The sequence below is a fragment of the Alteromonas sp. 38 genome (assembly GCF_902506055.1).
Lineage (GTDB): Bacteria > Pseudomonadota > Gammaproteobacteria > Enterobacterales > Alteromonadaceae > Alteromonas > Alteromonas lipotrueae.
Map to the genome: position 1 here is coordinate 1,280,716 of NZ_LR733300.1, position 19,376 is coordinate 1,300,091.

20 protein-coding genes, 1 tRNA gene and 1 riboswitch are annotated in these 19,376 nt (G+C 43.0%); of the genes, 19 read left to right on the forward strand and 2 right to left on the reverse strand.

What is annotated here, in order from left to right:
* Nucleotides 1–16: 16 nt before the first annotated feature.
* Genes FLAVO9R_RS05465 through FLAVO9R_RS05475 form a run of 3 tightly spaced genes read left to right on the forward strand, consistent with a single transcriptional unit; the run spans nucleotide 17 to nucleotide 3,133 of the window.
* The gene (locus FLAVO9R_RS05465) at nucleotides 17–298 is read left to right on the forward strand and encodes a hypothetical protein (protein WP_159529496.1); all 282 of its coding nucleotides are present in this window, start codon (nucleotides 17–19) and stop codon (nucleotides 296–298) included.
* 55 nt (nucleotides 299–353) lie between these two features.
* Complete coding sequence (locus FLAVO9R_RS05470) at nucleotides 354–1,328, forward strand: aspartyl/asparaginyl beta-hydroxylase domain-containing protein (RefSeq protein ID WP_159529498.1); 975 nt, start codon at nucleotides 354–356, stop codon at nucleotides 1,326–1,328.
* 2 nt (nucleotides 1,329–1,330) lie between these two features.
* Nucleotides 1,331–3,133, forward strand: a complete 1,803-nt coding sequence (locus FLAVO9R_RS05475; RefSeq protein WP_159529500.1) for a tetratricopeptide repeat protein — start codon at nucleotides 1,331–1,333, stop codon at nucleotides 3,131–3,133.
* A gap of 101 nt (nucleotides 3,134–3,234) precedes the next feature.
* On the opposite strand, the gene FLAVO9R_RS05480 is transcribed toward FLAVO9R_RS05475, so the two are convergent.
* Nucleotides 3,235–3,795: a 2OG-Fe(II) oxygenase gene (locus FLAVO9R_RS05480; RefSeq protein ID WP_159529502.1), complete on the reverse strand. Its 561-nt coding sequence runs from the start codon at nucleotides 3,793–3,795 to the stop codon at nucleotides 3,235–3,237.
* 660 nt (nucleotides 3,796–4,455) lie between these two features.
* Between FLAVO9R_RS05480 and FLAVO9R_RS05485 the strand changes: the two genes are divergently transcribed.
* Genes FLAVO9R_RS05485 through FLAVO9R_RS05510 form a run of 6 tightly spaced genes read left to right on the forward strand, consistent with a single transcriptional unit; the run spans nucleotide 4,456 to nucleotide 9,399 of the window.
* Nucleotides 4,456–5,217 carry a DUF3450 domain-containing protein gene (locus FLAVO9R_RS05485; RefSeq protein WP_159529504.1) on the forward strand — a complete coding sequence of 254 codons (762 nt, stop codon included), beginning with the start codon at nucleotides 4,456–4,458 and terminating at the stop codon, nucleotides 5,215–5,217.
* A 6-nt stretch (nucleotides 5,218–5,223) separates the two neighbouring features.
* The gene (locus FLAVO9R_RS05490) at nucleotides 5,224–6,582 is read left to right on the forward strand and encodes a MotA/TolQ/ExbB proton channel family protein (protein WP_159529506.1); all 1,359 of its coding nucleotides are present in this window, start codon (nucleotides 5,224–5,226) and stop codon (nucleotides 6,580–6,582) included.
* A gap of 1 nt (nucleotide 6,583) precedes the next feature.
* Nucleotides 6,584–7,108, forward strand: a complete 525-nt coding sequence (locus FLAVO9R_RS05495) for a MotA/TolQ/ExbB proton channel family protein (protein ID WP_057793197.1) — start codon at nucleotides 6,584–6,586, stop codon at nucleotides 7,106–7,108.
* 11 nt (nucleotides 7,109–7,119) lie between these two features.
* The gene (locus tag FLAVO9R_RS05500) at nucleotides 7,120–7,518 is read left to right on the forward strand and encodes an ExbD/TolR family protein (protein ID WP_013785032.1); all 399 of its coding nucleotides are present in this window, start codon (nucleotides 7,120–7,122) and stop codon (nucleotides 7,516–7,518) included.
* Nucleotide 7,519: 1 nt separating this feature from the next.
* Nucleotides 7,520–8,131: an energy transducer TonB gene (locus FLAVO9R_RS05505; RefSeq protein ID WP_013785031.1), complete on the forward strand. Its 612-nt coding sequence runs from the start codon at nucleotides 7,520–7,522 to the stop codon at nucleotides 8,129–8,131.
* Between the two features lie 2 nt (nucleotides 8,132–8,133).
* Nucleotides 8,134–9,399, forward strand: a complete 1,266-nt coding sequence (locus FLAVO9R_RS05510; protein WP_126871939.1) for a tetratricopeptide repeat protein — start codon at nucleotides 8,134–8,136, stop codon at nucleotides 9,397–9,399.
* 78 nt (nucleotides 9,400–9,477) lie between these two features.
* Here the strand turns inward: FLAVO9R_RS05510 and FLAVO9R_RS05515 are convergent, their stop codons facing one another.
* Complete coding sequence (locus FLAVO9R_RS05515; RefSeq protein ID WP_159529508.1) at nucleotides 9,478–11,748, reverse strand: GNAT family N-acetyltransferase; 2,271 nt, start codon at nucleotides 11,746–11,748, stop codon at nucleotides 9,478–9,480.
* A gap of 68 nt (nucleotides 11,749–11,816) precedes the next feature.
* Here FLAVO9R_RS05515 and FLAVO9R_RS05520 point away from each other — a divergent pair, with 68 nt between their 5' ends.
* The 10 genes from FLAVO9R_RS05520 (at nucleotide 11,817) to FLAVO9R_RS05565 (ending at nucleotide 19,357) form a co-directional block, all read left to right on the forward strand.
* Complete coding sequence (locus FLAVO9R_RS05520; protein WP_159529510.1) at nucleotides 11,817–12,245, forward strand: acyl-CoA thioesterase; 429 nt, start codon at nucleotides 11,817–11,819, stop codon at nucleotides 12,243–12,245.
* A 112-nt stretch (nucleotides 12,246–12,357) separates the two neighbouring features.
* Nucleotides 12,358–12,467: riboswitch (TPP riboswitch) on the forward strand.
* Nucleotides 12,468–12,521: 54 nt separating this feature from the next.
* Nucleotides 12,522–14,621, forward strand: a complete 2,100-nt coding sequence (locus FLAVO9R_RS05525; RefSeq protein ID WP_159529512.1) for a TonB-dependent receptor — start codon at nucleotides 12,522–12,524, stop codon at nucleotides 14,619–14,621.
* A 9-nt stretch (nucleotides 14,622–14,630) separates the two neighbouring features.
* Nucleotides 14,631–14,909 (forward strand): hypothetical protein, encoded by a 279-nt coding sequence (locus FLAVO9R_RS05530; RefSeq protein ID WP_159529514.1) that lies wholly within the window; start codon nucleotides 14,631–14,633, stop codon nucleotides 14,907–14,909.
* Nucleotides 14,906–15,550 carry a nicotinamide riboside transporter PnuC gene (gene pnuC / locus FLAVO9R_RS05535; protein WP_159529516.1) on the forward strand — a complete coding sequence of 215 codons (645 nt, stop codon included), beginning with the start codon at nucleotides 14,906–14,908 and terminating at the stop codon, nucleotides 15,548–15,550. Before FLAVO9R_RS05530 ends, pnuC begins: the two co-directional genes overlap by 4 nt.
* The gene (locus FLAVO9R_RS05540) at nucleotides 15,507–16,298 is read left to right on the forward strand and encodes a phosphotransferase (protein ID WP_159529518.1); all 792 of its coding nucleotides are present in this window, start codon (nucleotides 15,507–15,509) and stop codon (nucleotides 16,296–16,298) included. Before pnuC ends, FLAVO9R_RS05540 begins: the two co-directional genes overlap by 44 nt.
* Nucleotides 16,299–16,413: 115 nt before the next feature.
* Nucleotides 16,414–16,490, forward strand: a tRNA-Trp gene (locus tag FLAVO9R_RS05545).
* 145 nt (nucleotides 16,491–16,635) lie between these two features.
* Nucleotides 16,636–17,340, forward strand: coding sequence for a hypothetical protein (locus FLAVO9R_RS05550; RefSeq protein ID WP_159529520.1), 705 nt, complete (start codon nucleotides 16,636–16,638; stop codon nucleotides 17,338–17,340).
* Nucleotides 17,341–17,363: 23 nt separating this feature from the next.
* On the forward strand, nucleotides 17,364–17,813 hold the full coding sequence (gene rimI, locus FLAVO9R_RS05555) for a ribosomal protein S18-alanine N-acetyltransferase (protein ID WP_159529522.1): 450 nt from the start codon (nucleotides 17,364–17,366) through the stop codon (nucleotides 17,811–17,813).
* A gap of 136 nt (nucleotides 17,814–17,949) precedes the next feature.
* Nucleotides 17,950–18,249: a 2OG-Fe(II) oxygenase gene (locus FLAVO9R_RS05560; protein WP_159529524.1), complete on the forward strand. Its 300-nt coding sequence runs from the start codon at nucleotides 17,950–17,952 to the stop codon at nucleotides 18,247–18,249.
* Nucleotides 18,250–18,421: 172 nt separating this feature from the next.
* A complete protein-coding gene (locus FLAVO9R_RS05565; protein ID WP_159529526.1) occupies nucleotides 18,422–19,357 on the forward strand; it encodes a DMT family transporter in 936 nt (311 codons plus the stop codon).
* Nucleotides 19,358–19,376 lie beyond the last annotated feature (19 nt).

Here is a 19,376-nt window from a genome sequence, read left to right on the forward strand (position 1 = left end):
AAATAAGGATTTATAAATGTTTAAAACGATTTTAGTCAGTCTTGCTATTTCTGTCACGTTGGTTGGCTGTGGCTCTACAAGCAATTCAACTCAAGAGTTAGCAAGTAATAAAACTGAAGAGATAGCTAGCAATCAAGAACGTGATGATCAAGTTTGTAAAATGGAAAAGCGAATCGGTTCTAATATGATGCGTCGTGTGTGCTATACAGTAGAAGAGAGAGAACGCATGAAAGAGGCAGCTCGCGATGGATGGATACGTATGCAACGTGGTACAGAAACATCGGGTTCGGATAATTAGAAAAAATATAAACGGAGCTGAAATTTAACTCAGCTCCATTTACCTCGGGTTTTCAATGACACCTTTATATATATCGACGCTCAATGACATTGAGAAAATGTTATCGAAAGGAGATTTTGACCAAGCGCTTTCCTTATATGTTACGTTAAATAGTCAAAATTCAGATTATCTTGATTCTAAGTCAGGAGAAATGACAAGGTCACGTTTTTCTCACATAAAGAATGCAGCTAACTTAGCACGTCGGGACGGTTACACACGACTTCAATTCATGGAGTCGGTATCACTAAGGTTAAAGAAGTCGCTTGCGCTTTTTTTTGGTGTCGAATTTCATCCTTTCCAAAATGAACTTCAAAAACCAAGTTTCTTTTACATTCCAGATTTACCAAGCAAGCCCTTTTATAATGCAAATGAAATTGATGGGTTAATTGCTTGGATAGATAATATTCAAAGCCACAAAAATGAGCTTCTGAACGTTGGGAAACGAGCAAACGTTAAATATGTAGGCGAGTTTGATAATGTACCAACGACGGAGACGTGGGATAAGCTACGCGATGAATGGTTATCTACCCATTTACTAAAAGAAGGAAAGAACTGTTCAGCGTTTGAAAGTTTATCTTTAGCGTTACGTAGTGAACTTGAAAATGCACCCTTAGCTTTCTGCCCTCCACATGCCCCAGAGGTTTTTCTCTCGGTACTTAAACCCGACGCCTACATACCCCCGCATTACGGTATTTCAAATTGTAAGCTGACTGTCCATATTCCTTTGCAAGTAACTGAGGATGCGAGCTTAACTGTCGGGGAAGAAACTTTTAATTGGAGTAATGCCAATAAACAACTAGTTTTTGACGATAGCTTTATACATTCGGCATCCAATTTGTCTGACCAAGAGCGTGCAGTATTAATACTTGATGTTTGGAATCCAGCGTTGTCTATGGATGAGAGAGAAGCGATAACCCAGTTTATGTCCATTTTATCAAAATGGAATGAAGGGGCGGGCAAGCTAATGAATTTAGATCGTGGCTTAAGGTAGTTATGGCTATTGATAAAATGGGAGTGTTACGGCAAGTAGTCAATGCTTTTCAACAAGGAAGGTACGACTATGTCATTCAATTTATAGAAGCTAACCTTAGCATTTTAAAACTTGATCCTGTAGCTGTTCAGGTATATTCAAGTGCTCTCAGGAAGGCGCGAGATGGGGCACGAGCGGAATCAGTAATTATAAAAGGGCTAAAAACATTCAAAGGGAGCCCTCAACTTCTTAACAGCTTGGGTACAACACAACTGGAATTAGGTAAGGCAACGCTTGCGGTGCAATCGTTAGAAAAAGCCTTGTCCGCAAATCCTATTGATATTGAAGTTAAATATAACCTTGCCCGAGCATATAAAGAAGTTGGTTTGTTTAATGAGGCTCAAGCCATTTTTGTAGACGTTATTCGCAAAAAACCGACTTATATCCAAGCAAACATTCATCTTGCTGATGTATATGTTAATTTAGGCGCGGTAGAAAAAGCGCAATCGTGCTTAATGTCTGTATTAGAAAAAGACCCCACAAACATCGTTGCATTGAACAACTTGGGTAATGTGTTACGACGTGCCAATGACTTTCAAGCATCAGTACAGTGCTTCGAAACCGCCATAAAGCTACAGCCGACGAACAGCACCTTGCGACGAAATTTAGCCGCAACCTTAGTGTTATTAAATCGCCGAGATGAAGCAAAGCAAGCCTTTATCAAAGCTGTTTCGTTAAACCCACTTGACTGGACCGCACAAGAAGAACTCGCTTCTTTTTTATGGGAAGAAGGTGTCAACTCCCCTTTTGAGTATATCGAGCCCCATATCAATCATGAAGGTACCGCTACGTCATTTGTTCTAGCTTACATAAAGCTTTTAGTTCGCGCTGACCAATTTAAAAAAGCGCTAGATGTACTTAACAGATTAGAACCGTTACTAGGTTCTAATCTTGAATTTTATATATATAAAGCGCGAGTGCATCGAGAGTTAGGTGACTATCACGCATCCCTAAATTATGTTGAAAAAGGCGAAAAGCTAAAAGTCAAAAACAGCATAGGGCTTGAGAGCGAGGCTGGATATACCTTACTAAGTTTAGGGCGGGCAAAAGAGGCCTACACCAAATTTGCTAAATTAGTGAAACAAGAGCCGCTTAATCAGGGGTGGTGGACAATGCTTTCTACGTGCTATTACCTGCAAAACGAAGAAAGTAAGTACCATTGGTTGTGTAATTACCAACAATTACTGGCCGTGGTGCCAGTTCTCCCGAATAAAGAGAGTAGACAGAGCTTAAATAATGCATTGCGTGATGTGCTTGAGGCTTTGCACCAAAATGAACGTCATCCTATTGGTCAATCGTTGAGAAATGGTACCCAGACGTATGAAAATCTCTTTGAAGGTAACAATGAGGTAATAAATACACTTTCAAGACTCATTCTAGAAAGAGCAGGGGAATTCATAGCGTTACAAAGTAATGATAGGAAACATCCTTTTTTATCTCGTTTAAGTAAAGACTTAATATATAAGGGCTCGTGGTCAGTAAAGTTACGTTCCGAGGGTTATCACCGTTCGCACTATCATCCTGAAGGCTGGCTAAGCGGCGTGTATTATGTAGATGTTCCCGATGCTGTAGACAAGCATGGGGAAGGGTGGCTAACTTTCGGTAGAGCTGATATAGCAAACCAAAATTTCGAAGGCGACTTCGCAGTAAAGCCACGGTCGGGTAATCTTATCTTGTTCCCTTCTTACATGTGGCATGGAACCAATGCATTTACGAGCAGTACCGCTAGACTTACGGTCGCATTTGATATCATCCCAAGCCATTAACTTGGGATGTTTAATTAATCAAAGTAATGCCTATACCACTTTTGGTAAGTGCCTTTAACGTTCAGATGCTTATTTTCACAGTGGATGAAGAACAACGATGATTAGCTCGTCAATTCAAGCTTAAACGCTAATGTATATCTAGGAGTATAGCAAATACGGTTAGGCGGCCTGCCTACGTGTTTAATGGCGCCATGGAAAATACTGACTCGACCAGGTTTCGGGGTACAAGCAAATAAGCAATCATCATGTTCGTTGAAAAACATTGTTTCACCGCCCCATTCTATATCCCACGTTGGCGAAATATAGACCAACACAGTTAGTTCGTCGGCACCAGGCATACAATCAGTATGAGTAAAAAGCATATCACCAAACGAGGCGTGATTTACGTAGCCTCTATATGCCTTATAGGTTTTACCAGTAAGCGCTTGAACTGCACTAATTGCCCGATTATAAACAGGTAAGCTTTGTATTTGTTCGCCAGATAGATTCACTGCCCAATGACGAAACTCTTTTGTGTCTGGTCTTGCAATTTCATTGCGTTTAAAAGCACTGACTTCAAGACCGTTAAATATCCCTTGCGCTTCTTGCGAAGAGCATAAGCCGTCGAAAACCCAAAGTGGTTTATTGTCAATTGATACGGAATGTGTAGCTTCATACGTCATGGATTAATCCCGATAATTCATTTTTTTGTTAAGTTTATCCTATAGCGTTTAGCAATTATACCTAACACCTACAAGAGACAAAAATCCAATGAGGAAAATGAATGCCGACATTATAAATGTGGCATAGCGTTAATATTTAGTGAATTGCTGCACCAAAATGGAACCTTTCATTTGACGGGATGCTGCATACGCTTCCGTTTGATGGTATGACCACCAAATCATGGCCATGAGAAGTTAACAAAAAGTGATTACTTTGAATCTAACGTGACGAAGTTGAAGCTTATATTGGACCCTGCATGAAATTGCGGCGTTTTACCCCCAGATTTTGGTATAACGCCAAGTAAAAACACGGTTTATTTTTACACATTAACAAAAAAATAAACTCGAATTTGCCAGTTATTTGTACGTTGGAATGAATTCTGCAGGGGAATTCGAACGTATATTAAACAGATGATGAAAAATCTACTTGGTGTAAACAGGGTGTTACTTGACTCAGTGCTGTAATCCGTGTGAGTATAATACGTTCGTAGTGCTGGAAGCTAAGGTCCGTGCTACATTCCTAAAACATAATTGTGAAAGTTTTATACGCCCCTTGCCCGAACTGTTTTCCTTTATCGGCGAGGATTCAAATAAGAAATTTGGTTGGGAACTATGTCCAAAATGAGCAAGAGAACTCTTATTGCTTCTACTGTTATCGGTGCCTTCGCACTAACAGGTAGCGCAGTCTCTGCAGATACGCTTGAAGACCTTCATAAAGAAGAAGCGAAAATCCACGCGGCTGCAGCGAAATCTCAGGAAAAAATCAACACGTTGTTTGAACAGTCTCAGGAACTACTGGTTGAATACCGTCAAACAGTAGATGAGACAGAAAACCTCAAAATATACAACGACTACATTGCGAGTCTTGTAGCGGATCAGCAACGTGGAATTGACTCTTTGCAACGTCAGATTGACAGCATCGAGCAAACTAAGCAGGGCATCGTTCCTCTTATGTTCCGCATGATCGATAGTCTTGAGAAATTCATCAAACTTGACCGTCCTATTCACTTAGACGAGCGTCTAGAGCGCGTTCAGCGTCTACGTGATGTTATGTCTAACTCTAACGTTACTGTTTCAGAGCAGTTCCGCCAAGTAATCGAAGCTTACCTGGTTGAAGTTGAGTATGGCACTAAGATTGATTCTTACCAAGGTACGATTGATAGCAACGGCACCGAAGTGACTGTTGACTTCTTTAACCTAGGTCGTACTGCACTAGTCGCATTATCACTTGACCAAGAACATGCTTGGGCTTGGAATAATGAGAGCCGCGCATGGGAGCAACTTGGCGACGAGTATCTGTCATCAGTTGTTGACGCAGTTAAAATGGCTAATAACGTCATTCCTGCGGATCTGATCAAACTACCAATTAGTGCAGCGGAGTAATTGTTAATGAAACCAGTATTCAAATCTCTTTTAACCGCTGCCACTCTTGCGGTTGTAGCAACCGGAGCTCAGGCTCAGGAAGCAAAGAGCCTTAAAGAACTTCTAGACCAAGTTCAGGATAACCGTGTTTCTGAAACACGTATCAACAAACAGCGTGAAGCAGAATTCCAATCTGCTCGTGCAGACAAGCAAGCGCTTCTTCGCAAAGCAGAATCTGAATTGAAAGCTGAACAAGGTCGTGGTGACCGTCTTCAACAACAATTCTCTGATAACGAAGTAACGCTTAACGAAAAAGCTGCTGAGCTAGACCAAGCAACTGGTACGCTTGGTGAGATGTTCGGTGTGGTTCGTCAAGCCTCTTCTGAAGCTTACGGCCGTGTTGCTACATCAATCGTAAGTGCTCAGTTCTCAGGCCGTGGTGAATTCCTAGCGCAAATGTCAGAAGACTCTAAAGGTCTTCCAAACATTCAAGAACTAGAAGACCTATGGTTTGCTCTACAAAAAGAAATGACTGAAGGTGGCGAAACAGTTCGTTTCACTACTGAAGTTGTTAACCTTGACGGCGGTTCTTCACAGCAAGAAGTTGTTCGTATCGGTACTTTCAACCTTGTAGGCGAAGATGGCTACCTAACTTATGATGCTGAAAACGAAATCGTTCAGCCTCTAGGTCGTCAACCAGATGGTCGTTTCGTATCTTCAGCTGACGATTTAATCGCTGCTACTTCAGGTATGGTTCCTTTTTATACTGACCCATCTCAAGGTGCAATCCTTGGTCTGTTGAAGCAAAAAGCAACAATGTCTGAGCGTTATCATGCAGGTGGTGTAGTTGGTTACACAATCACCGTAATGCTAGCGATTGGTCTACTTATCGGTCTTTACAAGCTAATTACGCTTACAGTAGTTGCTGGTAAAATGCGTTCACAGCTTAAAAACCCAGGTAACCCTTCAGATGGCAACCCACTAGGTCGCATCTTGAAAGTTTATCAAGAGAACAAAGCTGCTGATGCTGAAAACTTAGAGCTTAAACTTGATGAAGCTATCTTACGTGAACTTCCACGTATCGAAAGCGGCATTAACGTAATCAAGATCTTTGCTGCAATCGCTCCGTTACTAGGTCTACTTGGTACGGTACTAGGTATGATCGCAACGTTCCAAACAATCACATTGTTCGGTACAGGCGACCCTCGTATGATGGCTGGCAGTATCTCTATGGCGCTTGTAACTACGGCTCAAGGTATTATCGCGGCATTGCCACTGATTCTTACTCACAGCATCGTAGCTTCACGTAGCAAATCAATCATCCACATTCTTGATGAGCAAACTGCGGGTATCGTAGCTGCTCACTCAGAGTCGGAGAAAGCGTAATATGAATTACCTGATTGGATTAATAGAATCGGTCAGGGATTTTATCGCTACCGGTGGTGACGTACTTTATTTCGTTGCTGCCGCGCTCTTTCTCATGTGGGTTTTAATGATTGAGCGTTATTGGTATTTAACCTCGGTCTTCCCAACGGTGAAGAAAAACATCATCAAAAATTGGGATGCCCGAGCAGATACCACATCTTGGTATGCGCATAGAATCCGTGACGCGTGGATTTCTCAGGCGTCAGATGATCTGAACGCTAGAATGCTGATTATTCGCACCATTATTGCAATGTGTCCGTTAATCGGGCTACTGGGAACAGTAACCGGTATGATCGGTGTTTTCGAGACGATGGCGACACAAGGCACCAGCAATGCACGTTTAATGGCAGCTGGTATCTCCATGGCAACAGTCCCGACTATGGCGGGAATGGTAGCCGCGCTTTCTGGACTGTTCATCAGTTCTCGTCTTGAAGCGAAAGTGAAGCTGGCACGCGAAGGGTTAGTTGATAGCCTGCCACATCATTAGAGAGAGATATTATGGCTCGAAAAGTCAGAATCGAGGAAGAAGACGCACAGATTGACATGACACCCATGTTGGATATCGTGTTTATCATGCTGATCTTCTTTATCGTTACCACTGTTTTCGTTAAAGAAGCAGGGATTGAAGTTAATAAGCCCGACGCGAGCCAGGCGGTTCTTCACAAGAACGCAAACATTTTCATAGCAGTAACAGAAGATGGAAGCGTTTGGTTAGATAAACGTGAAGTAGCGCCGGACAGCGTTAGAGCGAATATTGAACGACTGCTTACCGAGCAGCCAACTGACTATGTAATCATTCAGGCTGATGTTAAAGCCAAGCATGGTTTGGTAGTAGAAATTATGGACCAGGTTAAAGCTGCAGGCGTTAATCGTGTTTCGGTAGCGGCAAGGGGTTAAGATGTTACGTATAATTGTATCTATATTCTTAGGTGCTGGTGTTGCATTTGCCCTGTTCGTACTTATGGCTAAGTTGATTGAAAACTCAGCCAGACCGGCGGACGAAGTACCTGAAGCACCGGTAATCGATATTGTGATGCAGGAACCAGACGATCAGACGCAAACGCGTCAACGTGTTCCGCCTCCACCTCCACCACCGCCTCAACAGCCTCCTAAAATGGAGCTTGTTGAGCCAGAAGCAGCTGAACCGGATGCAGATGGCTTTAGCCTAGCAATCCCAGCTATTGATACTGGTGGTGTTGGTGTAAACATTGGTGGTGTTGGCGCGATGCAACGTGATGGCGATGCTACTCCAATCGTTCGTATCGATCCGAAATATCCGCCTGATGCAGCCCGTGATGGCCGTGAAGGTTGGGTAAGATTGTCTTTCACTATCAATGAAATTGGTGGTGTAGACGACATCGAAGTAATTGAAGCTGAACCTAAGCGTGTATTCGACCGTGAGGCACGACGTGCTTTACGTAAGTGGAAATACAAGCCTAAGATTGTTGATGGCAAAGCTGTTAAGCAGACTGGCATGTTCGTACAGCTAGACTTTAAACTGGAGCAATGATCATGATGAAAAATAAATTCAAAATGTCTGCATTTGCTTTAGTGCTTGGTGCCGGAGCAGTGTTTACTGCACCAGCGGCGCTAGCACAGTCTTCTCCTGTTATGTGTCCTGGTTACGAAAAGCCAAAAACAACTTTAGTAGGCGAGCGTACAGGTAAAAAAGTTCAAAAAGCATTTGAATTTTACAACGAAGATCAAGTTGATGAAGCGTTAAACATTCTATATGAAATTGACCCTTCTGAAGACTTTGATGCGGCGTATGTAAATCGCTTTATTGGTAACTTATTAGCTGCACAAGAAGGTAAAGGCTCTAAAGCACTTGGTTATTTGAACCAGTCTGTAGAACCTAAAGTATTGAATGATCTTGAGCATTCTCAAACACTTAAGTTGTTAGGTGATTTGAATATGCAAGAGAACAAATATACTGATGCGATTAAATGGTATAACGCGTGGATGGACTTTACGTGTAAAGAAGATGCAGACGTTTATACCCGTTTAGCGCAAGCTTATTATGAAGCAGGCCAATTGGATAAGATGATTGAGCCAGCTGACAGAGCAATTGCTTTGTATGATAAGCCAAATAAAAACCCTTATGTGTTAAAGCTAACGTCATATTACGAACGTAAGATGTTTCCTCAAACAGTGGCAGTTGCAGAAGAACTTGTTCGCAACTTCCCTGAGGAGCCGCGTTGGTGGACTCAGCTTGGTTTCTTCTACCTTTCAGTAGAAGACTTCGAGAAAGGTCTATCTACATTCGAAATGGCTTACATTCAAGGTTACCTTAAGAAAGTAAACGAGATTAAAACGTTATCTCAGTTGTTCCAAACCAACGGCATGCCTTTTAAAGCTGCTCAAATTTTGGAAAAGCACGTTAAATCTGGTCTACTTGAAGAAGATGCCGATATGCTAGCGAGTATTGCTAACGCATATCACCAGGCTAAAAACTATGACAAAGCAGCTTCGCTTTACGCTAAGGCTGCCGCGAAAAGTTCAGATCCTGAGCATTACAGAAAGCAAGGTACTTTGTTGTTAGTTGCTGAAGATTACAAAGGCGCGATTAAAGCATTAAACAATGCATTAGAGCGCGGCGTTGAAAATCCTGGCAAAGTTCACTTCACCCTAATGGAAGCGAACTTCTACGCAGGCGACTTCAGAGAAGCTTATAAGCACATTCAAGAAGCGAAAAAAGATCGCTCACTACGTCGTAATGCGGCGGCTTGGGAGCCTTACATTAAAGAGAAGGCTAAGAACCGCGGTATTAACATTTAGTAGTTATATCGATAAATAGAAAGGCCTCCGTTTGGAGGCCTTTTTTTTTTGCTTAATTTACTTAAACTAATTAATGCTTCACGTTTTTACACACGACAACATATAGCGTACTTTTTTTCTTAGCGACTCGGTTAAAGCCTTACGACCGCTTACGTTTAACAGCTGAATAAGCTGATTAGTGGGAAGTGGGGATGTGCTAAGTAATGAAAGAAGTTGAGGTGTAACTTCTTCAGTTTCATTCTTAGACTTTTCAACAATGCTAATATATTTAGTAGATAAAGATAGTTCAGCGGCCAGCGCGTTTATCGCTAAACTAACTTGGTTTAATGGCCTTGTAGCATTCGCAAAGTGCTGTAGCTTTTTCATTAGCGTCTTTCTGACGATAGCCGGTAAGTCACTTAAAAGAACATTTTCGGTTTTTTGGCTATGGGTAAACAAACAAGACAGCACTTCTTGTTGCGGCCCATAGCGTTCAGATATGACTTTTACCACCAATGCACTAGTCTCTCCACTTGCTTTGTTGGGTTTTTCACCCATATCCACAAGTTTGAACCCGCATCGCTGCCAAAAGTGATTAAGCTTGTCAGAAGTGCCATAGGAGCTTGTTAGGGCATCGATGTCTCGCGAAAGAGCTTGCGACTCAATAAAGCCTACAAGGCCTGTACCTATACCTTGGCCTTGAAGATGAGGAGTTACTGCTATGCGGTTTATTCGCCAATATTGATAAGCTGCAGTCTCCGGATTTGCCGTGAGTAGTGTAAGCCTTTGCGCACCTAAATGTCCTTTGGGTCGTCGGGAACCATCTGCAATTCCCTCCTTAACATCAATTAAGTGCTCGCCACCCTCACAATTTATTATTGCAGCTGCTAATAATCTTGTGGCGTCCCAGTGGGTGAACAATATGATATCTGGGCTGTCACAAATCCGCATAAAGTCATCAGGTGTGGTTTGATAGTGTGCAATGGCTAACAGCTGCATAACACTGTGTAATTCCTGTTCCGATAATGCAGACATCACACCTATTCTATAATTTGTACTAAATGTTTCTGACGTAATTTTGAGGGTAGTATCAAATGTTTTAGATCCTTCAAATAAGCAAATGTTATGAATCAGACTCTCTAGTTTATCGTTCTCTGTCCAGCGCAGCGGCGTGCTTAATGAAAGGTGTAAAGCGCCTACAGACGTAAAAGCAGGCATCATACGTTGTATAAAACCTTGTCCACTTCCTTCATATCCCTGTAAGGTTGTACTGATCACCCAGTTATCATGAGCGCCAAGTAGCAACTTAAGAACAGGTAACGGAAAGGATGCAGCCTCATCAATAATAAGTAAGTTACATTCGTTATTGATCAGCACGGGATTATCGGGTGCAAGCCACTGTACGCATCCGTTCTCCTCAACAACGAATTTATTAGTAACACATGTTTCAGCAGTAATTGTTTGAGCGTCTTGACCATTAGTGCCATCAGCATCGTTGTTGGTAGGTTTCAATACTTCGTCTTCTACTCGTAGGTTTTGGGAAGTAGAACCTTTGCGAATATGTTCAAAAAGGGTGTTCGTGTTTTCACGAATGGCGCTCGTGATGAGCACTTTATCGCCCTTATCCAGCCTTGCTGCAACAAACATCCCTAGAAGCGCCGACTTACCTCTGCCCCTAGGCGCAGTGATGACTGCTTTACGGACCTTTTGCGACCACCTGTTTGTCAAGCTGTTAAATGCAACCTGTTGTTCCAATGAGTTAAACTGTGACCTACGGGGAGTCTCATCGAACTGCAGCGGTGTTGTTTTTAAGTCTTCTTTATCTATCGGATTGATAGAGGTCAATTGGGCTATCGGGTCTAGCGGGTTTAACGAATCAAAGGTATCACTTGCCACCAAATCAGGGATATGGCAGTTGTTACTATCCCATATAGCTACGTCTGCATTGTTTTTTATTATTGCTACAAGCCTATTTATATAAAGGCTTTGGGATGCTTTAAACCCGTGAGATAGATGAGTAGGACTGGCGTGTAAATGCCAAGAGGCTAACGCAGGACAGCACAAAATAAGACAGCCACCCCAACGAATGGTACCTGCAATGGCCATCAGGTTTCCCGGGCTAAACCCTTGATGTGAATGTACTACCCCGATATCACACTCATTACCTAACAAATGCTTACGTAGGGGGGAGTTCTCTGCGCCTATTTCTTTAACGATAAGTGAGGCGGGAATATCGCTTAAAAGAGACGTTAAACGCTGATTAACCCACTCATAATCGCCAGAAAGCAAAAGCAGACGGCGATACACTTTTTGTCGTGATTGCAAATAAATAGGGTTAAACAACCATTGAGTTAATTCCGGTGGCGCCATAGGTGTGTTTTTTCGGTATAATTAAGACTTTCTCTGCTTATAGTAACCACTTATCTAAAGGAATTCGAATGCGCTTTCTTTCTCGGCGTCTAGTGATGCCAAACGATCTAAATTATGCCAACTCTTTATTTGGCGGCCGCGCGCTTGAGTGGATTGATGAAGAGGCTGCCATTTGGGCAATTTGCCAATTAGAAACTAATTGTTTGGTGACCAAACATATTGGAGAAATTAGTTTTGAATCTCCTGCAATGCAAGGTGACATTGTTGAATTTGGTCTTGAGACTAAAGCGGTTGGTAGAACGTCGATTACCGTAAGCTGTTTAGTGCGTAACAAAGCCACCAAGAAAACCATTTGTTTTGCCGATGACATCGTCTTCGTAAAAGTTGACCCAGATTCCCGCCAACCTGCAGCGCATGGTAAAACCCTTGAAGCGTTGGTGTCACAAACTAACGAAGAAGTACGAAAGCTTAATCTAGAATTAAAAGAACAAAAATAAGCCATATAACAAAAATACGATGTTTACTGGTACGCTAAGTTAACCGTTTAATATCTTGACGGTTTTGGCGTAACTGGTAGACTCCTCGCTGTATTCGGTATTCTAACTGAATGCATATACCAAGGGGTGTCTGTACCGCGGACTGAGATTCACATCAACACTGTGAGAACCCTTACACCTGATCCGGATAATGCCGGCGTAGGGATGGTTGACCACATAGTCGTATCACCTGCCGTACACCCGGATCTTTTTTCTTAGAAAAGAATAAGAGATCCCATGCAAAAACCAATATTTTGTCTTTCTTTAATTGCTGCATCGCTTTGTGCTAATGCGCAAACCAATGAACAAGAAACACAACTTGAAGACGTTGAACGTATTGTCGTTAGCGGAGACTTTCGTGAAACCGTATTAGACCAACTAAGTGCCAGTGCGACCATTTTGGGCGCTCAGCGCTTAAGCAGTCGCCAGCCTACCCATATTGATAGTGTGCTAAACAGTGTGCCGAACGTGAATTTTGCCGCAGGCGCTTCTCGTGGGCGCTTTGTGCAAATACGCGGTATCGGTGAACGTAGTCAATTTGTAGAGCCTATTAACCCTTCTGTTAGTTTCATCGTTGACGAATTTGATTTCTCTGGTCTAGCGGCAGCGGCGCTTATTTTTGATACACAGCAGCTAGAAGTGTACCGAGGCCCTCAGGCCACCTTATTTGGTTCCGGCGCGTTAGCAGGCGCGGTAAAGCTTTCTAGTACGCCTGTAGGTTCAGAAGGCGCTGACTATGTTGAATTAAGAGCTGGTAACAAAGATAGTTATCGGGTGGAAGTGGCTACAGGTGATGACATCAACCAGGACTGGGGATATCGCGTTGCACTAATGCATAACCGTAGTGATGGTTTTGTAGAAAATACCGTGGTTAACAGTAACGGCAGCGAGCAAAAGCGTGATGATACCAATAATCTCGATGAAACCGCCGCGCGCATCAGTATTGCTGGAAATATTGACGAAAGAAGTACCTTGGCGCTGACATATCGTTGGTATGACATCGACAATGGGTATGATGCGTTTTCATTAGATAATAATAATCAGACCTTATCTGATGAGCCAGGTTTTGACACCCATCAAACTCATGCGGTAAGTGCGAAATCTACTACCTCGACTAATGGCGGTGATTTCATTCTCATCGCCACTCATGCATCACACAATATTGGTTATGGATATGACGAAGATTGGACTTATGAAGGTTTTCACCCTTTCGGGTATACCTCATTCGACGCTTATTTCCGTGATGTAGACACACAAACTGCAGAAGTACGCTTTGTATCATCAGACAGTGCCGCGTTATTTGATGGCGCGACCGCTTGGACGCTTGGCGCGTTTTACAAAACCAGCGAAGAAGATTTGTTACGTGAGTACACCTATGCATCAGGTGATTTTACCAGTGTGTATGAACCCACTACCAAAGCGGTATATTTTCAGACTGAATCTACGCTCACCACTAGCCTAACGCTAGTGGCAGGGTTACGTGTAGAAAACTATGGTTTTGACTACTCAGATAACAATGGCCTTGAAAGTAGTCATGATACTACGATGACAGGCGGGAAAGTGGCATTGCAGTATACCGCCGAGAACCACTTTTACTATGCCAGTATTTCTCGCGGCTACAAAGGGGCAGGGTACAACCCTGACGAACGCGTATCAGATGAGCAGCGATTCTTTGATGAAGAATACAACTGGAATTACGAGCTTGGTGTTAAGGGGCCTTTGTTAATGCCTGAACTTACCATGCGAGCCGCCCTTTTCTATATGGATAGGGACGATACGCAAGTGAGTAATTTTGATGTTCAAATTCGAGAAGACGGCACACCTGATTTTATCGACATTATAGATAATGCCGATATAGGCACTAATAAAGGTGCTGAACTAGAGTTAAGTTGGCTGGTAGATGAAAACTGGACCATGAACATGAGTGTAGGCTACCTAGATGCAACCTTTGAAGATTATACGCTGACCGATGGCACTGTGATTGAAAAACAGCGCCAAGCACAAGCGCCGAAATACACAGCTAACTTATTTAGTGAGTTATCCATCACTGATAATGTGCTTTGGCGTATTGATATCGATTTTAAAGATAGCTACCGCTTTTCTGATGGGCATGACGTAGAAGCACCTTCGACAACGTTAGTGAACAGTGAAATTGTATGGTTTTCTAATAATTGGCAAACCAGCGTGTGGGTTAAAAATGCCTTCGACAATGAGTATTACACCAGAGGTTTTGGTGGATTCAGTAACGACCCTCGTGATGAGTATGCGTTTGCAGAACCATACTATCAATTAGGTAATGGCCGACAGTTCGGCGTTACCGTTAAATACGAATTCTAGGAGTACGCTATGCAAGTCATGGTTGAGCTATCGCTATACCCACTAGTGGGGGAATACATAGAACCTATCCAACAATTTATCGATCGCTTGAATAGCTACGGTAATATTGGCGTATTAACGACTTCTACCAGCACGCAGGTATCCGGTGATTACGGACATGTGATGGCTATTCTTGGTAAGGAAATGCAGCGAACTCACGAAGAGGTCGGGCAGGCAATTTTTGTGGCTAAGTTTTTAAACTACGATGCCATGCAGGCCAATAAGCAAGCCAGAAAAGCTGAAGCATGAGTGCATTTTTTACTGAGTTTTTGTCGCAGATAGCAGCTACATCAACACTGGAATGGTTGGCGGTAGTGCTTGCCATTGCCTATGTGCTGCTGGCGGCTAAGCAGAACAGCTGGTGTTGGCTTTGTGCCTTCGCCAGCACGGCTATTTATACTTGGCTGTTTTGGCAGGTGACGTTGCCGTTCCAGTCCATGCTGAATTTTTTCTATATGATAATGGCGGGCTATGGTTATTATCAGTGGTCAAAAGGGGGGGACGAGGGGACAGAGAAGCCGGTACGTTCATGGCCGCTATGGATACATCTTACGATAGTCCCTGTGCTGTTGTGCTGTGCGTGGGGATTATCTCAATTAGTGACTTCCCAATTTAATAGTGATCATTTACTGCTAGATGCGAGTATCCATTTGTTGAGTGTAATTACCACTTTTATGGTGGCACACAAAGTTCTACAAAATTGGATTTACTGGTTTTTTATTAATTTGGCCTCCGCTTTTCTATACTTTCAAGTGGGGATGGCATTATCAGCATGCTTGTTCCTTGGGTACGTAGGATTTTCTATTTTTGGGTATCTACAATGGCTAGCACAGTGGAATAAGCAAGATGAAACCGGAAACTATCATTCCGCTTTTGAAAGAAGCACTTAATTTATCTGATTCAGCCACAGTGGAACGTCACCCCGCAGGCTTGGTAAATCAGGTGTACCATCTCAAAGACCATGATCGTGGGTTTGCCGTTAAATGGGTGGGAGAAGATGCATTTAGTGGCATCGACAGATTCCATCAATTTGTTTTGCAACAGCAACTTGCAGAGCGAGGCATTGCGCCAAAGCCTATTTGGTTAAGCGACGATGAATTAATTTGGGTAGAACAATGGGAAGAGGAAGCCGATCCTCATCCCAGTATTCGTTCTCCCGAAGCGTTAGCATCAGTACTTGCCCGTGTCCACGGGCTGCCAATTACTGCTAGACCACTCAATTTATTTTCTCGTTGGTTACACTATATGCATACCGCAGGGTTAAAAGCGGGAGATGTACTTTTCGAACGCGCTATTCAACTTCGTGCAAGTTTAGTGGAAAGTGAAGGCAATACAGATGACTATGTACTGTGTCACAACGACTTACTTGCTCATCATGTGGTTCGCGATTCCACTCCTTTTATTGTTGATTGGGAATACTCAGCCATGGGTAATCGCTATTTCGATGTAGCAGGATGTGCAAAGATTAACGCAATGAGTGAGGCGGAAATACAGGCATTAGCCATCGCCTATGCAAAAGAAGTTGGTAAAGATGAGGATGAGGTGCTAGCGCAAGTTCATCTTCACAGGGAAATTGTTAACATGACTAACGATTTATGGCTGGCAGCGCTTGAGGGTAATAAGCAAAATGCAGGGTAATACACGCTTTTTGTTTGTTTTCACAGCGCTTTGTTTGTTTAATAAGCGGTAGTGCATAAGGTAGTAGAAAAATGCTTTACCTTTTAAATGTCATCCGTATAATGCACAGCGCGCTAGGGGTGTAGTTCGAATTGGTAGAACAGCGGTCTCCAAAACCGATGGTTGGGGGTTCGAGTCCCTCCACCCCTGCCACTTTCCCTTCTCGTTTTCTAAATTCACTTTTATCATCATTTACTTTTCTTAAGCTAAGTTAAATTCAGTAAGTTAATCATTCTGTATCTGCCATTTTTATTCTCGTTACTATACAATGTTAAGTAATTAAACGAGGTTGGATTTTATGTCGCTTTCTACTTTTCAGCGTGCTGTGCTGCAAGAAATGGGGATCCCTGTATGGGTGAACCAGTCATCGCTGCAAGATGAAAACTCGAGCTCAGTTGCGGCTAATGTTGCTAGTAAGCGCTCTGCCAATGCTTCTTTTGCAACGGCTAATAGCCATTCACCAGCTATGCCTTCTAATGAAGAAAAGCAAAGTCGGTTGGCACAACTTCGTGCGCAGGTATCATCAGACTCGTCCAAAGCCTCTGGCCAAACTAAAGCAGCTGGCCAGAACGCCAGCGGTTCGCGAGCAGAACCGTCAGCGCAATCACTGTCGTCAGTGCAATCACAGCCATCAGCGGCACCGCAATCTGTAACAAACACCGCAAGCAAGAATGTATTAAAATCAGAGTCTATTAATTCATCGAGCCAATCATCCAGCTTTTCATCCAATTCTGCTTCAAGTGGAACAGCTGCTATGGTTGAATTAACCCAAGTACAGCGATTACAGGGTAAACAGTGGCTACAAGACTTAGATGTTGCGCTAGCGTATCTCCAGCTATCATTAACCAGTACTCAGGTAAAGATAGGGCAAGCTGTAGCAGTAACTTACGATGGCATCGTTTTGCCTTCAGCGCCTCACTTGCTAACGGCGGCAATACAAAAGCAGCTGTGGAAAATGCTTTGTGCTTTATCCAACAATGCAAGTTCGCCTGAAGCGCTTTAAATTCCCTAACTCGGTTGTCTATTTTGCATATCCAATTAATTTCAGATACAAGTAGTGCGGGCGCATTAGCGCAAGCCTACGGTATTCACGAAGCGTCCCAATTTAAACCTTGGTCTTTTGAAACTTTCGTTGATTGCACCACTACCCCTTATTTTGGTGTCCTTGCCATAAAGGACGACCAAGTAGTAGGCTATGCATTGGTGCTTGAAGTTCTAGATGAAGCAACCTTAATGGATATTGCAGTAAACAAATGTTGTCGCCAAGAAGGGATAGGGCGGGCGTTAGTGGAGTACGTTAAACAGCACGCTCAGCATAACGGAATGACATCAATGTGGTTAGAAGTTCGAGCCAGTAATGTGGGGGCAATTAACCTTTACGAAAATACTGGCTTTGAACATATCGAAGTAAGAAAAGGCTATTACCAAACGGCTACGAGTAAAGAAGACGCCAAAATAATGAAGGCTTCCTTTTAAACAGAACACGCTAAACAGAACACACAATCGCACAAGTTATACCTTCTCGATCTACCTGTACACTTACGTTCCATATCTGTTTTTTGAGACAATACCATCCAATATTTACTTTGTTAAAACTAACTAAAGAGGATAAATGCCAAAGGTTATCAATCGGGAGATTGTGCGATTTAAAAGGTTTGCAATTAATCTGGTGACCTACCCTGAAGGGCACCGAGTAATGAGACACAACGACCCTGTTAGCGAAGGAAAGTACTATAAGTTTAATGTGGTATTGAAGCAGCCAAAAGTAGGTGGGGTGTTTTGTGCCGACAAGGTTATTTTTAACTTATTTAATCGGGCATATTTCTTTAGGCCTGATTTGTATAGCCATAGTGTTACGCCCATTCAACAAGGCCATCGCACACTATTGTCTGTGGCAATATTATTACCTTAACCTAATCTTTAGTTACCTAGGCTCTCATGCGCGACAAGGCCCCTAATTATGTCGTTAAGGTCTATATCCGGTTTTGCGTAATTCACGTATATTGCGCGGCTCAGTGAAATTTCACTTACCGTTTTTATTTTAGTGAAATAGCACACGCTTTTTCATCTTATAGGTATCAAATATGTCTTCTGCGTTGCCTCCTTCGTCAGTTCAAGCAAAAGGCATTAAAATGCTAACTGTTTCGGTGTTGTGTTTAGGCTTAAGTTGGCCTGCAATGAAGCTAGGTTTAGATTCTGTAAGTGCATATTGGATGGTAGCACTTAGGCTATTATTTGCGTTGCCTGTTATTGCTTTGTTCGTGTTTATCACCAAAAAACGATTACCTATTTTTTCACGCCCCGACCGCGCTGTCATCTTTACGGTAGCGATGGTACAGTTTATTGGCTCTATGGGGTTAATTACGGTGTGCTTACAGTATATTCCCGCCGGTACCGCGAGTATTTTGATTTACACCACGCCACTGTGGATGCTGGTGATTGATACGGTGTGGTATCGACAGCGACCAGCAGCAAAACGTTTTGTACTGACGAGTGTCTCTACAATTGGCGTAGGTTTAATTCTGTTCGCGTCGGGCCAGCCTGGAGCTTGGTTACCTTTGTTTGGCATGCTATTGGCTTCAGGCTTGTGGGCAGTGTCTATAAGGCGAGTATCATTTCACAAATGGCATGGCAGTGTTATCGATGCGGTGTTTTGGCAATTCGCGTTGGCCGGTGTGGTAATGCTAGCGATTGCGTGTGCCATTGAGGGTGTCCCCAACTTTGCTGAATACGGCATGCGAGGTTGGTTGGCGCTATCTTATATTGGGCCAATTGCCACCGGTTTAGGTTTTGGTCTTATGGTGTCTGCTGGGCCAAAGCTTCCGCCTGAGCGTATAGTGCTTATCAGCACACTTACGCCTATCATTGGTTACGTAAGCTCGGTGCTTTTACTGGGTGAAATCTTGCTGCCAATGGTGATTGTTGGCGCCACCGTTATGCTTTGTGCGCTGACCCTCAATGCGTTACCAAAGTCGGCATTAAAAAAATTGATATCAAAGGTGCCCGGGCAAACTAAATAAATAGGTAAACAGGGCGAAC

What these genes read in the sequence shown, in the direction of transcription:
- FLAVO9R_RS05490 (WP_159529506.1), top strand. Translation starts at nt 5,224, where the DNA reads ATGAAACCAGTATTCAAATCTCTTTTAACCGCTGCCACTCTTGCGGTT.
- FLAVO9R_RS05510 (WP_126871939.1), top strand. Translation starts at nt 8,134, where the DNA reads ATGATGAAAAATAAATTCAAAATGTCTGCATTTGCTTTAGTGCTTGGT.
- FLAVO9R_RS05500 (WP_013785032.1), top strand. Translation starts at nt 7,120, where the DNA reads ATGGCTCGAAAAGTCAGAATCGAGGAAGAAGACGCACAGATTGACATG.
- pnuC (WP_159529516.1), top strand. Translation starts at nt 14,906, where the DNA reads ATGAGTGCATTTTTTACTGAGTTTTTGTCGCAGATAGCAGCTACATCA.
- FLAVO9R_RS05495 (WP_057793197.1), top strand. Translation starts at nt 6,584, where the DNA reads ATGAATTACCTGATTGGATTAATAGAATCGGTCAGGGATTTTATCGCT.
- FLAVO9R_RS05480 (WP_159529502.1), bottom strand. Translation starts at nt 3,795, where the DNA reads ATGACGTATGAAGCTACACATTCCGTATCAATTGACAATAAACCACTT.
- FLAVO9R_RS05550 (WP_159529520.1), top strand. Translation starts at nt 16,636, where the DNA reads ATGTCGCTTTCTACTTTTCAGCGTGCTGTGCTGCAAGAAATGGGGATC.
- FLAVO9R_RS05565 (WP_159529526.1), top strand. Translation starts at nt 18,422, where the DNA reads ATGTCTTCTGCGTTGCCTCCTTCGTCAGTTCAAGCAAAAGGCATTAAA.
- FLAVO9R_RS05465 (WP_159529496.1), top strand. Translation starts at nt 17, where the DNA reads ATGTTTAAAACGATTTTAGTCAGTCTTGCTATTTCTGTCACGTTGGTT.
- FLAVO9R_RS05530 (WP_159529514.1), top strand. Translation starts at nt 14,631, where the DNA reads ATGCAAGTCATGGTTGAGCTATCGCTATACCCACTAGTGGGGGAATAC.
- FLAVO9R_RS05485 (WP_159529504.1), top strand. Translation starts at nt 4,456, where the DNA reads ATGAGCAAGAGAACTCTTATTGCTTCTACTGTTATCGGTGCCTTCGCA.
- FLAVO9R_RS05470 (WP_159529498.1), top strand. Translation starts at nt 354, where the DNA reads ATGACACCTTTATATATATCGACGCTCAATGACATTGAGAAAATGTTA.
- FLAVO9R_RS05540 (WP_159529518.1), top strand. Translation starts at nt 15,507, where the DNA reads ATGAAACCGGAAACTATCATTCCGCTTTTGAAAGAAGCACTTAATTTA.
- FLAVO9R_RS05515 (WP_159529508.1), bottom strand. Translation starts at nt 11,748, where the DNA reads ATGGCGCCACCGGAATTAACTCAATGGTTGTTTAACCCTATTTATTTG.
- FLAVO9R_RS05520 (WP_159529510.1), top strand. Translation starts at nt 11,817, where the DNA reads ATGCGCTTTCTTTCTCGGCGTCTAGTGATGCCAAACGATCTAAATTAT.
- FLAVO9R_RS05560 (WP_159529524.1), top strand. Translation starts at nt 17,950, where the DNA reads ATGCCAAAGGTTATCAATCGGGAGATTGTGCGATTTAAAAGGTTTGCA.
- FLAVO9R_RS05475 (WP_159529500.1), top strand. Translation starts at nt 1,331, where the DNA reads ATGGCTATTGATAAAATGGGAGTGTTACGGCAAGTAGTCAATGCTTTT.
- FLAVO9R_RS05505 (WP_013785031.1), top strand. Translation starts at nt 7,520, where the DNA reads ATGTTACGTATAATTGTATCTATATTCTTAGGTGCTGGTGTTGCATTT.
- FLAVO9R_RS05525 (WP_159529512.1), top strand. Translation starts at nt 12,522, where the DNA reads ATGCAAAAACCAATATTTTGTCTTTCTTTAATTGCTGCATCGCTTTGT.